This window comes from Defluviitoga sp. (assembly GCF_035349255.1).
Classification (GTDB): domain Bacteria; phylum Thermotogota; class Thermotogae; order Petrotogales; family Petrotogaceae; genus Defluviitoga.
Genome location: NZ_DAOPSE010000005.1, coordinates 22561 through 36674 on the forward strand (window position 1 = coordinate 22561; position 14114 = coordinate 36674).

Here is a 14114-nt window from a genome sequence, read left to right on the forward strand (position 1 = left end):
GCTATCAATTAAAGGAATTTTGTTATGATTTGCAAAAGATGGATCTTAAGTGGAAAGGTACAAGGTGTTGGCTTAAGATATTTTATAAAAAGTAATGCTCAGAGATTAAGACTTGAAGGTTATGTAAAAAATCTTATCGATGGCAGAGTTGAAGTGGTTGTCCAAGGGGAAGAAGAAAACATTGAACAATTTAAAAAAATGATCCTACGCGGAAATGGATTTAGTAAAGTAAGTAAAATTGAAGAAGAAGATCTCCCACTTGGAGATTATGGAGAATTTCATATAGAATATTAATAACTGAAAGGAATTAAGATGGAGAAAAAAGAAATTGTTGAAATTTTAAATGAAATCGGCTTATTACTGGAACTTAAAGGCGAAAACCCTTTTAAATCTAGAGCTTACTATAATGCAGCTAGAACCATTGAACTTTTAGATGAAGACATAGAAACTTTAGTAAAAGAAGGCAAATTAAAGGAAGTCAAAGGAATCGGCGAGGCTCTCAATAAGAAGATTACTGAATTAGTTTTAACAGGAAGATTAAAGTATTACGAAGATTTAAAGGCTTCTGTTCCTGAAGGCCTTCTGGATATGCTTAAAATACCTGGCTTAGGACCAAAAAGAGTAAGAACAATATACGAACAACTAAATATCACCTCAGTTAGAGAATTAGAGTATGCGTGCTTAGAAAATCGACTTTTAGATCTTCCTGGATTTGGAGAAAAGATGCAAAATAAAATTTTAAAAGGCATACAGTTTATAAAACAATTCAGTAGTCATTTTTTATATTCAGAAGCATACTTAGAAGCAGTTAATTTTAAAGAATATTTAGATTCTACAAATGTTGCACTAATGACTGAAATAGCAGGTAGTTTAAGAAGGAAAAAAGAAATTGTAAAAGACATAGATATATTATCTGCTTCTAATAATCCTAACAATATTATTCAAACTTTTTTAAGTTATCCAAAAATCAAGGAGATTACAGAAAAAGGAGATACTAAAAGCAGTGTTATTTTAGAAAATGGTATAGGTGTTGATCTGAGAGTAGTAAAAGAAGATCAATTTCCCTATGCTTTCCATCACTTTACTGGTAGCAAAGAGCATAATACCGCCATGAGATATAGAGCAAAAAACATGGGAATAAAAATGAACGAATACGGCCTTTTTAGGGGAGAAGAACTCATAAGATGTGATAACGAAGAAGAAATATTTTCATATTTAGGCCTTTCGTTTATTCCACCTGAATTAAGAGAAAACATGGGTGAAATCGAAGCTGCAGAAAAAGGAAATATCCCTAATTTAGTGGACGAAAGTGATCTTAAAGGTATCTTGCATGTACATACACGTTATAGTGACGGCTCTAACTCTTTAGAAGAATTAGTTAAGGCAACCAGAAACTTGGGTTATTCATATATTGGCATATCTGATCATAGCAAGTCTGCCTATTATGCAAATGGTCTTAATGAAGAACAATTGTTCGAACAATGGAAAGAAATTGATAATTTAAACAACAATTATACTGATTTTAGAATTTTTAAAGGAATAGAAGTTGATATTTTACCAGACGGATCACTTGACTATGACGAAGATATACTACAAAAATTCGATTTTGTAATTGTTTCTGTTCATTCAAGCTTTAACATGAACAAACAAGAAATGACAGATAGAATAATAAAAGCGTTAACAAACAAATATACCACAATTCTAGGACATCCTACTGGCCGACTGCTTCTTGCACGTGAAGGTTATGATGTCGATATTGGAAAAATAATCGAGATTGCAGCAGCATATGGGAAAATAATCGAAATCAATTCAAACCCATACAGGCTTGATTTGGATTGGAGGTATATAAAACCCGCAAAAGAAAAAGGGGTAATGTTTGCTATCTGTCCAGATGCACACAATATTGAAGGATTAGACCATGTAAAATATGGAATAGGAATTGCAAGAAAAGGATGGCTTGAACCTAAGAATATTGTTAATACTCTGAATATTGAAGACTTCTCGGAATTTCTGAAAGATTTAAGAAATCAATAAAATGTCACTTCATAGGAAGTGACATTTTATTTAAATAATTATTCAAAATGCGAATTTTATCCTATATTTTATCTTCTATAAATAAAAAAATATTCATTAAATAATTCTATCTTATACTATAATATTTAAAACATATAGAAAAAACCTACGCCACCACTCAAATCAAAATCAGTCTCAGGATAAAATTTAAAACCTGGAGCTATTTCTAAAAATACTGTTATTGGAACACCTGGAAATCTATAATTCATTGCTAAAGGGAACCTCACACCGATGTTTAGATTACTTTTCCCTGCTCCAACCATAGCTCCTGCTCCATAACTGAAATCAAAATCACCCAAAATTCTTGGGTAAACCATGTTATAGTCTGCATCCACAAGAAAATAATCATGTTTAAACGACCAAGCGGCTGTTATTCCTACAAAACTTTTTGATCCTGTATAAGTTCTTAAATATAATCCTGTTGGTTCACCAATTTTAAACCCTGCTCCTACCGCTGAGAATATCGATACACTGAGCACTAATATTAACACTATGGCAATGACTGTTTTTTTCATAACAAATCCCTCCTTACCATTTAGATAAATTTCTGGACATTTATAAAAAACTACAAAGTAAAAGTTTGAAATTTCCAATATAATACTAACTTGAAAAAATGAATTGTTTTTAATCTTTTTTTAAATATATGTATATTTATTCTAACAAATTTCAAAAAAAAAGTCAACACAAATAATGACTTGACGTTACTGCTTAAATATAGTATAATTTAGATGAAAAATGCAGGCGTAGCTACAGCAGGTAGAGCGCCGCCTTGGTAAGGCGGAAGTCATGGGTTCGAGTCCCATCGCCTGCTCCATAGATTTTTAGCTACTTTTAGATGAATGAAGGCGGATATAGCTCAGCGGTAGAGCACTTGCTTGCCAAGCAAGGGGTCGCGGGTTCGAATCCCGTTATCCGCTCCATGTGATTAGGGAAATGCCGCGTTTTTATTGTTAAAAGGAGATTTGAAGATGCATTATATTTTGCAGGATATTGAAACAGGGGAAATATATGAGGTACCTAAAAACTTCAGATTCATTGATCTTTCTAAACAATACGAAAAAGAAAAAAATAAAAAGGTATTGTATGTAAAATTCAATAATGACATTAAAGAACTTTTTGAGAAGATCGAAAAAAGTGGAAATATTCAATTTTGTGATATAACTACTAGTGATGGGGTAAGAATCTATCGAAGAGGTCTTTTTTTTATATTTTATGTCGCTATGAAAGAAATTAATCCCAACGATAAACTATATGTGAACAATACTTTAAATGATGCTATATATTGCGAACTGAAAAGTGGGGAACCATCTGAAGAATATTTACAGCAGATTGAAGATAAAATGCGCGAAATTGTCGAAAAAGACTATATTTTTGTGAAAAAAACTATTGACAAATTTGATGCTATAGAAATGTTTTCTAAAATTGGAGAAGAAGATAAAGCTCTTCTTTTTAAATATAGGAAAAAAAGTACCGTCAATATTTATTATCTGGATAAATATTTTAATTACTTTTATGGTTACTTACCTTATTCAACCGGATATCTATCCAAATTCAATTTACAAAAAGTTGAAAAAGGATTTGTAATACTTCATCCAACAGAAAACCTTCCTGATGAAATTCCTGAGTATCAACATTCTCCAAAATTATTCTCGACCTTTGAAGAATACAAAAACTGGTTAAATATAATGGAAATAGAAACCGTTGGTGAATTGAATTTATTGATATCACAGGGTCCTGAAAAGGTTAGAGAATTAATCAGAATATCGGAAGCACTTCATGAAAAAAAATACGCAGAGATCGCAGATGAAATAGTCAAAAGAAAAAACATACGTCTTGTTACAATTGCTGGTCCTTCTTCTTCTGGTAAAACCACAAGTGCCAAAAGAATTGCACTCCATTTGAAGGTTCATGGATTAAGACCAATTCCTATTTCTCTTGATGACTTCTTTTTAGAAAGAGATAAAACACCCAGAGACGAATTCGGTAATTACGACTTTGAGTCAATAAATGCTTTGGATTTAGATCTATTTAATAAAACAATGAAAGATTTAATAGATGGAAAAGAAGTAATGATACCCAAATTCGATTTTACCAGTGGAAGAAGAACTTGGTATCCTAAACCATTAAAGATAGAAATTGATCAACCAATAATAATTGAAGGAATTCATGGATTAAATGAAGTTTTAACAGCATCAATCTCAAAAGAAAATAAGTTCAAAATATACATTAGCTCATTGACTCAAATGAATTTAGATAGTATGAATAGGATTCCTACTACAGATACTAGGTTGATAAGAAGATTAGTAAGAGACTATCATTTTAGAGGCTATACCGCCGAAAATACTCTAAAAATGTGGCCTTCTGTTGTTAAAGGAGAACAACAAAACATATTTCCTTTTCAAGAAGAAGCTGATATTATGTTCAATTCTCACCTTGTTTATGAACTAGCGGTTTTGAAAATGTTCGCTGAACCACTGCTACTTAACGTAGATAACACTGTTGATGAATATACCGAAGCTAAAAGACTTTTAAGATTTCTAGATTACTTTTTACCGATAACAGAAATGGAAGAAATACCTCGTACTTCAATTATCAGAGAATTCATCGGAAATAGTACATTCAATTATTAAACCTATATTAATAAATATATCGGTTCGAGAAGAACCGATATATTTATTGCATTAAATTTTCTCGTTTTATAATAATTAACCTTTTACAGAACCTTGAGTCAAACCACCTATAATCCACTTTTGCATGGATAAAAACAATATAACCATAGGAACCGCTCCAAGCAGCGAAGCTGCTGTGAACAATCCCCACTCTGTTTCATAAGGTCCTGTCGAAAAAGTTTGTAAACCTACTGCATATGTATAATTTGTTTCACTTTGCAATATTATTCTTGCTATTACAAACTCATTGAATGTATTCATAAATGTTAATATCAGTACTACTGCTATTATAGGTAATGATAAAGGAAGAACTATTCTCCAAAATGTCTGAAATCTGGTGGCACCATCTATCATTGCAGACTCTTCCAAAGAATCCGGAATAGTGTCATAGTAACCTTTAAATAACCACATATTGTAGGCGACTCCTCCCATATATGCGAAAATTAAGCCCGCCATTGTATCTAAACCTAAAACTCCAAAACTATCTCCCATGAACTTTAAAATACCGTATATTGCTATCATGAACATTACTCCCGGGAACATTTGAATTATTAGCAAGAAATAAAGTCCTTGCTCTCTACCTACAAATCTCATTCTTGAAAATGGATATGCTGCTATTGAAGTCATAAAAACTGTCAATACAGCTACTAGTCCTGCTACTAATATTGAGTTAAGTAACCATTTCATAAAAGGTTTTCGGATTTTAACAGACCAATCTTGTTGTAATAAATATAAATCCTTATCAATGTTCCTTAGCATTTTCTTCAATTCACCATATGAAGTCCTATCGGCTAAATCACTCACTATTCTACCTGCTCGTGAAATATCTGCAGAGGCTACTCCGTACTGGGTATTATAAAATGTTTGCATTTCAGCTAGCGGAGTAATTGTCGTTACATTTCCTCCATAGTTAATTGATAAATAATGCTCAAGATCGTTTTTGTATATGTCAATGTTCTTTTGTATATTGTTTTGAAGTGCTATTAGCTTTTCTCTACCGGCATCAAATTTACTTTTTGATTCAACTAAATTGTTGTACCAGTTCATAACTATATATCGATTCCTTTCTGGAATATAGTAGGGATAATACTTCGATTGCATAAATGTTGCGTAATTAGTGGCTTGGAAATTATCTGTGATTTCTTGAGATGAAGCCTCTAGTAGAACTAACAATTTAGGAATAGATTCTATTTTTGAAATATTGTAAGTTAATTCTTCATATTCTTTCTTGAGTTCTGATAAGTGGGCTTCTAATATGTTTTTCTCCTCTCTTAGACTAGTTAACTTCAGACCCAAACTAGCTAATTCTTTTGTATTGTTACTATATTCCTGAGATAGCGGGACTAACTCATCTATAGATACAGACATTTTCATAGTAGAGGTTTTAATAGCCTTATACACAGGAGAGACAGCTGTCGTATCTTTTATTTCGTATATTTTGGTAAAATTATCATTTAGAAATGTGTAAACGTCACTGTAAAAATCTAAAGTATCTACAAAACCACTTTGAATGAATTCATCTATAGATTTTAAGTTATTATACACTTCAGGTATGATTATTGACAATTTTTGTACTGTCTCATATAAGAACTTGTCTTCTCCAAGTAAAGGTTCTTTACCTTGGATATCTCGTAAATCTTGCTTTTTAAAAATAGAATAGGCTGATTCGACCCTTTCCTTTTCCATAATAAAAATGTCTGAAATTGCAACCAACCTTGTATAAATTTTTTGGTTAATTTGTTTTAAGTTATTTTGTTGGGACAAAATTTGAGAAATTTGTGTATCTATTGTGTTTATTCTATTTTCAGTATCTGAGATTTTTTGAAGAGCTTCTCCATATAAACTAGTTACTTGAATACTAATATCTTTCCTTAGTCTATCCATCTCATTTTCTATATCCTTCCATAAATCCCCTAAAGCTAATATTTCTTCACCTATAATTTCTGCTTCTGGTTCTTCGCTTATCCATCTCCTGTAAGTTTTTACTTTCCAAACAGAGGTGTTTAGAGGAATTTGTAAAAGTACATTAACTGTATCAATATAATAGTCTCCTGTTTTTTCTAAATTACTTATTTTAAGACTATAAATTATTTTCTCTCTTTGAGCAAAATATTGTTTTATCAATTGTTGTAAATTGGAAAACTGTACCTCAATTCCTAATTCTTTAGCAATATTAATTATATTTTTAAGTTCTTGGTCAAATTTATTATGGTCATCTTCTCTTATAGCATTCATTTCTCGATAAAATTGGTCTTTATACTGAGTTTCATAAAGAGAGAAAATCTCCATGTATGTTTTTTCTATATCATCTAAGTTTTTATTTGTAGCCATAAAATAAGCTTCTAAATCTCCTAAAAGTTTAGTTGATTTTTCCGATGCTGTTTCAATAGTAAGGTCGCTATATTCTCCAAGATAGGAACTTATTGCAGTCAATTTATTTACTACTTCGGGAATATTTGGCTTCTGAATTATCAAATCTTTGTAATTATTTAATGTTACTCGACTTGAAAACAACTTTGGGGAAAAAGCTGCATTATCCCTCCTGATGGATGTTGTTATCAACCATACTAAAGGAAATAATATTAAAATAACACAGATAATTAATATTATATGTCTCAGCCAATAATTCTTTTTCTCGATCATAGCCATTATCTGCTCACCTCTTCAAATGAACCAGAAAACTTGAAGTTAAAATAACTAAATATCGCTATAATACCAAATATTAGAATTGAAATCGCTGAAGCAAATCCAAAATCTTGTCCATGTGATCCTTCAAAGGCGAGTTTATACACATAAGAAATCAAAATATCGGTAGATCCTGCTGGAGTATTTGTCCCGGCCATTGCTGGCCCTCCTCCTGTTAGTAGATATATGTTTGTAAAATTGTTAAAGTTGAATGCAAAACTCATCACTAATAAAGGAGCAACGGCAACCATTAATAAAGGAAAAGTAATTTTTGTAAATTGTTTCCACCTTGAAGCACCATCTATAACAGATGCTTCATACAAATCTTCTGGGATACTTTGCAACGACCCCAACGTAATAGTCATCATATATGGAAATCCCAGCCAAGTATTAACTATTAAAACTGCAACTTTAGCCCAAAACGGATCATTTAACCATTTAACCGGTTTGACACCAATATTCCCAAGAATGAATCTATTAATTATCCCATACGTTTCGTTGAAAAACCCATTCCTCCATACCAAAACTGATATGAAAGCTGGAATTGCCCAAGGAATTATCAACAATGTTCTATAAACTATTCTGCCTTTTAATCGATTATCATTTAATATCAACGCAAATGCTAAACCTATTATAAAAGTAAAAAGCACACTCAAAGCTGCATACAAGAATGTCCAGCCAAATATTTTTAAAAATGGTCCAGAAACTCTAGGATCCTTAATTATCTTCGAAAAATTATCTAATCCCACGTAACTCTTATACCCAATAAGTCGGTATAAATTTCCGCTCTCATTGTAATCCCAAAAAGCTGCGTCTTTCTCTACTAATTCTTTGTTTGTTAATGTGTTCACCACAACAGTTTTATATATTTCTCTTTCACCGTCTATTATTACTTTTACCAAAGTGTCATATACTCTGTATGCTTCTGAAAACTTTCTAAATACATGCGAACTTGAAAGCCTAAAATTCGTAGTTCCATGCATCAAAACCAAAGATTTCAAATAATTCTGTCTTAGAACAGAATTGTAGTATGATGAATTAGAAGAAGTAGTTGAATCTATCGGTGAATAAAAATAAGTGTACCTGACACTTCCATTCTTTTCGATAGCTATTATAGAATCTCCGCCTGCCTGTGAAACACTTCCTGAAGGCCTTATTATTTCATACGTAGCCCCTTCTTTAACTACTCTGTCATTTTGCACTTTAACCATATCGCTTTCGGCATAGATTAAATTACCTTTTGAATCTAATTGCCTCATTAAAGGTTTCTCAGCTAAATACATATCTTCTTGGTCATACAATAATAAAACAAAATCTTCTGTAGGTTTATATTGTTCATCATATCTAACAAAAACTTTGAAATCCAACGTTTTTGGATTCTCGGGTTCATAATAGTAACTCGAATCTGTAAGTAAAGTATCTATCGCATTTGTTCTTGTAAACAAATGCCCCGTTCCATAATTAGTGAACGCCGTATCAATTGTGTAATAAATTGGATAAATAGTTAAAATAAATAAAAAGAATAAAGCAGGTAAGGTATACCTATAAGGATAAGCCTTTGGAGAAAAGATAGCCCAATCTGTAATAACAAGAAAAACAGATATAACTACTCCTAATCCATAATTAGCAAGCGTAAACAAGAGGATTATTGCCCAAAGCAAAAAAGCATTCAAAACACCAATAAAAAGCCATATTAATATTTTTTTGAAGACTTTCATTCCTCATACCCTCCTAAAAAGGCTTCATTTTCATTAAATAAAATAATTAAAAATATACTACCAGTTTGTGTGTCAAGCTATTATACTAAAAAACAGAAAAAAATAGACATTTTTTATAAAAAAAGAAGGAGGGGAGTTCCCTCCCTCTCTCTTGTTAAAAATCAAATTCTTGAATTAACACTTTGTTTTTTTCGCTAGTTACATATAAAAAATTAAGCATAACTTTTTATTTTAAACCTGCTTTTATCTTAGATACGGCATCGTTGAGAGCTGCTTCAGGTGTTTGCGTGCCGTTTATAATATTGTTTAATGCATCTGCCATTGGTTGCCATACAACCTGCATTTCAGGAATGTTTGGCATTGGTTCTCCACCGGCTGCGCTTTCAGCAAACGCTGCAACGATTTCAGCAGGTACCGGTCCGCCTTGTTCGTCTATTATTTGTGTTACATCTTTTCTTGCAGGCAATCTTGGATCTGCTATATAGAATTCGTATACGCCTTCAGCCGTAGCTAGATAATTAATGACAAACTCCATTGCAAAAGCCTTGTTAGCTGATCTAGAATTGATCATTAAACCTTGAACTCCTACAAAAGGCTTCATGGTTTTACCGGGCTCTAGTTCCATTTTTGTTAACGGGAGAACGCCAAAATCAATTCCGGCTTCAAGATAATTTTTTACTGCCCAAGGTCCGTAGATTATCATAGCTGCTAAACCATCCATAAACATTGAATCCATGATATTATAGTTTATACCTTGAGGCATTATACCTTCGTCAAAGAAACTCTTTAAAAGATGTCCAGCTTTAATAGCACCTTCATTGTTTAAACCTATGTCCTTGACATCGTATCCTGTTCTTGGATCGTATCCAAAAACATATCCACCATATCCAGTAAAGAAACCATAAACGTGATAAAAATCATTAGCAGTTACAGCAAATCCCAATGTTTCACTGGTAGTAAATTCTTTAGCTAGTTTTTTCAAATCGGAAATATTTGTAGGTACTTCATCATCGCTTACATAATCTCTATTATAGAACAAAGCTACAGCTTCTGTTGCATAAGGTACACCGTATAATTTCCCTTCATAAGTAAATCCTTGAATTGCTGATTCAGCAAATTTATCTAGTTCAATCGCTGAGAATGGAATCGGTTCTAATAATCCATTTATAACAAGCTCTCCTACCCAGTCATGTGCTCCAATGATTATATCTGGTCCTTCACCAGCTTGTGCAGCGGTTAGAAATTTAGATTTTATGTCGCCAAATGTGACCATTTGCACTTCAACATTAACTCCAGTATCTCGTGTAAACTCTTGGCCTATCCTTCTAATAAAGTCAACTTGCATCTCAGAACTCCACACAGTTAAAGTTGCTGAAAATGCAAAAGACATTACAAGAACCAATATCAACGATAGAGTTAATACTTTCTTCATTTTAATACCTCCTTTAAAGTTGTTTTTCTAAATGGAAACGTTTTACTAAATATATTATAACAAAAATTTTAATCTTTTCATATTGTTATAAATCTGGATTAGAGTCGATTATTTTGAATTATAGCAAAATATTTAGGTTTAGAAGTAAAAATCTCAAAATTTATACAATTTACTCTTTACATCTTTATATTGGATAGATCACTACATCTTCATTTTTGAACGAATTCACTATATTAAAATCAACTTTCAATTTCTCCTCATACTTCTTGATTAAAAATTGTCTACCTACTTCTTTAAATAATACATAAGTCAATAAGTCCTCATCACTTTGAGCTAATAACCCTATCTCTTTTCTCGCCTTATCTAATTCGGGGGGGATTTCATCTGCTGGCCTATAATCTATAGGTTTAATATTACCTAAGGCTTTCTCGTACAACTCTTGATTAACAGGTGCTGGTGGTTTTCCATAAAAACCTCTTAAATAATTTTTTACCTCATTTGTTATCATCGAATATCTTTTACCTGTCAAAACATTTAAAGTTGCTTGAACTCCTACTATTTGGCTAGTAGGCGTAACAAGAGGAGGATAGCCAAGATCCTTTCTAACGATTGGAACTTCTTTTAAAACTTCTTGAAGTTTATTTTCAGCTTTTTGAGCCTTTAACTGCGACATAAGATTTGATAACATCCCACCTGGAATTTGTGCATCCAATATTTTAGCATCTATAGAACACATTTGAACATCAAACTCTTTATACTTTTCCCTTACTAACCATAAATAATCTACCAGAGCCATGATTTGTTTCCAATTTAAATCTAAATTAAATGCATGTTGAAATGGTTCAACTGCTGGTTCTGAAGTACCGTTTGCAAAAGGACTGAGCGCTAAATCTATTATATCCGCTCCTGCTTCTATTCCAGCGTAATAAGACATAGAGGCTAGACCTGTCGTAGCATGTGAATGAATATTAAGAGGTATATCAAATTTCTTTTTAATTTCTTTCACTAAGTCATACGAGTCTTTTGGAGTCAGAAGTCCAGCCATATCTTTAATTGCAATGGAATCAACTCCTCTATCAACTAATTCTTTAGCATAATTTAAATAAAAATCCAACGTATGGACAGGACTTACAGTATAACAAATTGCTCCCTGAACATGTATTTTTCTTTTTTTTGCCACTTCTATAGATTTCTCTAAATTTCTAACATCATTCAACGCATCAAAAACCCTTATTATATCCATTTCGTAATCTGCAACTTTATTTACAAATAAATCCACTACATCATCGGCATAATTTTTATAACCAACTAAATTCTGACCTCTTAAAAGCATTTGTATATGAGTATCTTGTAGCTTTTCCCTGAATATATTTAACCTTTCCCAAGGATCTTCATCTAAATATCTTATGCATGAATCATAAGTTGCTCCACCCCATACTTCCATTGCATAAAAGCCTACTTTATCAAAATCTTCCAAATGATTTTTAAAATCTTCGAGTTTTAATCGTGTTGCTATTAATGATTGTTGACCATCTCTTAATGTTGTATCGACTATAAAAGGTTTGTTTTGCAAACATTTTCACCTCTATTTGTTATTTAAATATGTGCTCTAAAATTAAATTATAATTTTTTATTTTTCCCATCTTTATAAATGTTTTTTTCAAATAATTTTAATATAGGTAAACCAATTGCAAAAGTAGCTATAGCTTCTCCAATTGCTATCCATATTACAGATAAAAAGTAAGGAAAATTGTATAATGGTGCAACATATAATGATACTCCAAAGGCATTAATTAAAATAGGTGGTAGTGGTGTCAAATATTTATTTGGCATCTTCCACGTTAATATAGCTGCAATCAATGTAAAAAAACTTCCTAGCCAAATATCCCACGCTCCTAAACCACCGATTATGTTTGCAAGGAGCACACCCACATACAAGCCTGGAATAAAAGCTGGATCTAAATAAGGTAATAAAGTAAAAGCTTCAGAAATCCTAACTTGTATAGGCCCGAAACTAATAGGTTGAAAAATCAGACATAAAACAACATAAAGTGCAGATACTAACGCTGCTCTCACTATTCTTTTAGAAATATATGTCGCCTCCAACTCTCAAAGTTAATGAGTATTAGAAAAATAGGTTGTTAGAATTTAATATATTAAAGTTCTCTCACTTTAGAAGAGTGTTTATTTCCACAATGATCTTATTAGAACCTTCTAACTTATCTTTTTCCAAATTTTCATTTTCAGTAAGTTCAGTAAAAATACTCTTAAGAACATTTAAATTTGCTTTTATATTTTCCAAGTCTCCGGTGTTTTTATAATAATCCAATATTAACGAATAAACTAAGGCAAAATAATCATATGAAATATTAGGATCTTGAGGATTTATCTGATAAAGCTTAGAACTTATCTCTATAGATTCAGGATTCATTTCCTTAAGATCCATCAGAGCTTTTTCATAAGCTATGTATATTTCATTAATTTCACTTTCAATTTCAGAAAATTTTGATCCAATCGTATTTTCATCATAATCACCATATTTTTCTAGTAAATACATATAACTTTGTAAAAGATTTACCTTTTGAGTTGCTTCAAATCTCAAATCATCTGATTCTTCTGTTTCTGAAATTTGAGTGTAATAAGCTAATTGACTATCTAATTCCTTTCTAGAATATTGTAACAATTGGGGATAATCGGTCACCATTTGTATGTAATCACGCAGATCTTCCATCTCTGCTTCTTTCAAAGGAAGAATATTTTCCACTAGATATACATAAGAAATGTACCATTCTTCAGGTATATCTTGCTCTTGTATTATTACATTTCTATATTTTTCTTCTATCTTTTCTAATTCTTCTAACGAAAGAGCTTTAAAAATTTCATATGCAGGAATTAAAGGTTCATATGAAACAACAAAATCATAATTAGATATATATTCTACATACCAGTCAGAAAAAACTTCTGACATGTCTTCTCCGTACAAATCTGTAAAGTATTCATTAATTTTTGATATTACTTCATCTCTATATACAAGACTCTTTATAAACCCTCTAAAATAACTTTCATTCTCAAAAAAAATCAGCAACATTTGCTTTAAACTTTCATCTGTCATATATTGATTGAATAGTTCTTCTGAATCATTGGCTATTCTATCGTAGTCCAACGTAACTCCATTGTCGTTTAAAAACTTTTCTAGAGCCTTGTAATCCATTAGAGCAGATACGATAGTTATGACATCTAAAGGTTTATAAAAGTATGATTCATACTGCGGATTAAATTCAAGAACACTAAGTAAAGCGTTGTAATATTCACCCATTACATCATTATATTCTACAAAGTATGATTCATAAATCTGATGTTCTGAAGAAGTCAGGTAAGCTACACTTTCTGAAAAAATCATAGAAGCTAATAAAATACATATTACCATTACAATACTATTCTTTTTCATTTTAGACCTCCTAAAATGTTTTTTTATAATACTTACAATTGTTAAAAAACCTCTATTTCATTAATGTTCTGAATAAAGATTTTCAAAAA

The 14114-nt window shown here is 31.5% G+C and carries 10 protein-coding genes and 2 tRNA genes; 5 read left to right on the top strand and 7 right to left on the bottom strand.

Annotated elements, in window-relative coordinates:
* Nucleotides 1–24: 24 nt before the first annotated feature.
* On the top strand, nt 25–294 hold the full coding sequence (locus tag PKN74_RS02440) for an acylphosphatase (RefSeq protein WP_472308252.1): 270 nt from the start codon (nt 25–27) through the stop codon (nt 292–294).
* An 18-nt stretch (nt 295–312) separates the two neighbouring features.
* Complete coding sequence (polX, locus tag PKN74_RS02445; protein ID WP_472308254.1) at nt 313–2034, top strand: DNA polymerase/3'-5' exonuclease PolX; 1722 nt, start codon at nt 313–315, stop codon at nt 2032–2034.
* A 125-nt stretch (nt 2035–2159) separates the two neighbouring features.
* On the opposite strand, the gene PKN74_RS02450 is transcribed toward polX, so the two are convergent.
* Nucleotides 2160–2588, bottom strand: a complete 429-nt coding sequence (locus PKN74_RS02450) for a hypothetical protein (RefSeq protein WP_472308256.1) — start codon at nt 2586–2588, stop codon at nt 2160–2162.
* A gap of 222 nt (nt 2589–2810) precedes the next feature.
* Between PKN74_RS02450 and PKN74_RS02455 the strand changes: the two genes are divergently transcribed.
* From PKN74_RS02455 to PKN74_RS02465, 3 genes are all read left to right on the top strand, one after another.
* Nucleotides 2811–2887 (top strand) — tRNA-Thr (locus PKN74_RS02455).
* A 31-nt stretch (nt 2888–2918) separates the two neighbouring features.
* A tRNA-Gly gene (locus PKN74_RS02460) sits at nt 2919–2993 on the top strand.
* Nucleotides 2994–3041: 48 nt separating this feature from the next.
* Nucleotides 3042–4703, top strand: coding sequence for a uridine kinase family protein (locus PKN74_RS02465; RefSeq protein WP_472308258.1), 1662 nt, complete (start codon nt 3042–3044; stop codon nt 4701–4703).
* A gap of 75 nt (nt 4704–4778) precedes the next feature.
* On the opposite strand, the gene PKN74_RS02470 is transcribed toward PKN74_RS02465, so the two are convergent.
* The 6 genes from PKN74_RS02470 to PKN74_RS02495 all read right to left on the bottom strand — a co-directional run bounded on the left by PKN74_RS02470 (nt 4779) and on the right by PKN74_RS02495 (nt 14025).
* Entirely contained in the window at nt 4779–7385 is a 2607-nt protein-coding gene (locus tag PKN74_RS02470) for an ABC transporter permease subunit (RefSeq protein WP_472308358.1), read from the bottom strand.
* 5 nt (nt 7386–7390) lie between these two features.
* Complete coding sequence (locus PKN74_RS02475) at nt 7391–9145, bottom strand: ABC transporter permease subunit (protein ID WP_472308260.1); 1755 nt, start codon at nt 9143–9145, stop codon at nt 7391–7393.
* Nucleotides 9146–9371: 226 nt separating this feature from the next.
* On the bottom strand, nt 9372–10577 hold the full coding sequence (locus tag PKN74_RS02480) for a sugar ABC transporter substrate-binding protein (RefSeq protein WP_472308262.1): 1206 nt from the start codon (nt 10575–10577) through the stop codon (nt 9372–9374).
* Nucleotides 10578–10761: 184 nt separating this feature from the next.
* Nucleotides 10762–12150, bottom strand: a complete 1389-nt coding sequence (locus PKN74_RS02485; RefSeq protein WP_472308264.1) for a pyruvate carboxylase subunit B — start codon at nt 12148–12150, stop codon at nt 10762–10764.
* Nucleotides 12151–12197: 47 nt separating this feature from the next.
* A complete protein-coding gene (locus PKN74_RS02490) occupies nt 12198–12683 on the bottom strand; it encodes a QueT transporter family protein (RefSeq protein ID WP_472308266.1) in 486 nt (161 codons plus the stop codon).
* A gap of 61 nt (nt 12684–12744) precedes the next feature.
* Complete coding sequence (locus PKN74_RS02495; protein WP_472308268.1) at nt 12745–14025, bottom strand: hypothetical protein; 1281 nt, start codon at nt 14023–14025, stop codon at nt 12745–12747.
* Nucleotides 14026–14114 lie beyond the last annotated feature (89 nt).

Bases quoted from the DNA above. Each gene is read 5' to 3' on its own strand.
- PKN74_RS02495 (WP_472308268.1), bottom strand. From the start codon at position 14,025: ATGAAAAAGAATAGTATTGTAATGGTAATATGTATTTTATTAGCTTCT.
- PKN74_RS02450 (WP_472308256.1), bottom strand. From the start codon at position 2,588: ATGAAAAAAACAGTCATTGCCATAGTGTTAATATTAGTGCTCAGTGTA.
- PKN74_RS02465 (WP_472308258.1), top strand. From the start codon at position 3,042: ATGCATTATATTTTGCAGGATATTGAAACAGGGGAAATATATGAGGTA.
- PKN74_RS02480 (WP_472308262.1), bottom strand. From the start codon at position 10,577: ATGAAGAAAGTATTAACTCTATCGTTGATATTGGTTCTTGTAATGTCT.
- PKN74_RS02440 (WP_472308252.1), top strand. From the start codon at position 25: ATGATTTGCAAAAGATGGATCTTAAGTGGAAAGGTACAAGGTGTTGGC.
- PKN74_RS02475 (WP_472308260.1), bottom strand. From the start codon at position 9,145: ATGAAAGTCTTCAAAAAAATATTAATATGGCTTTTTATTGGTGTTTTG.
- PKN74_RS02470 (WP_472308358.1), bottom strand. From the start codon at position 7,385: ATGATCGAGAAAAAGAATTATTGGCTGAGACATATAATATTAATTATC.
- polX (WP_472308254.1), top strand. From the start codon at position 313: ATGGAGAAAAAAGAAATTGTTGAAATTTTAAATGAAATCGGCTTATTA.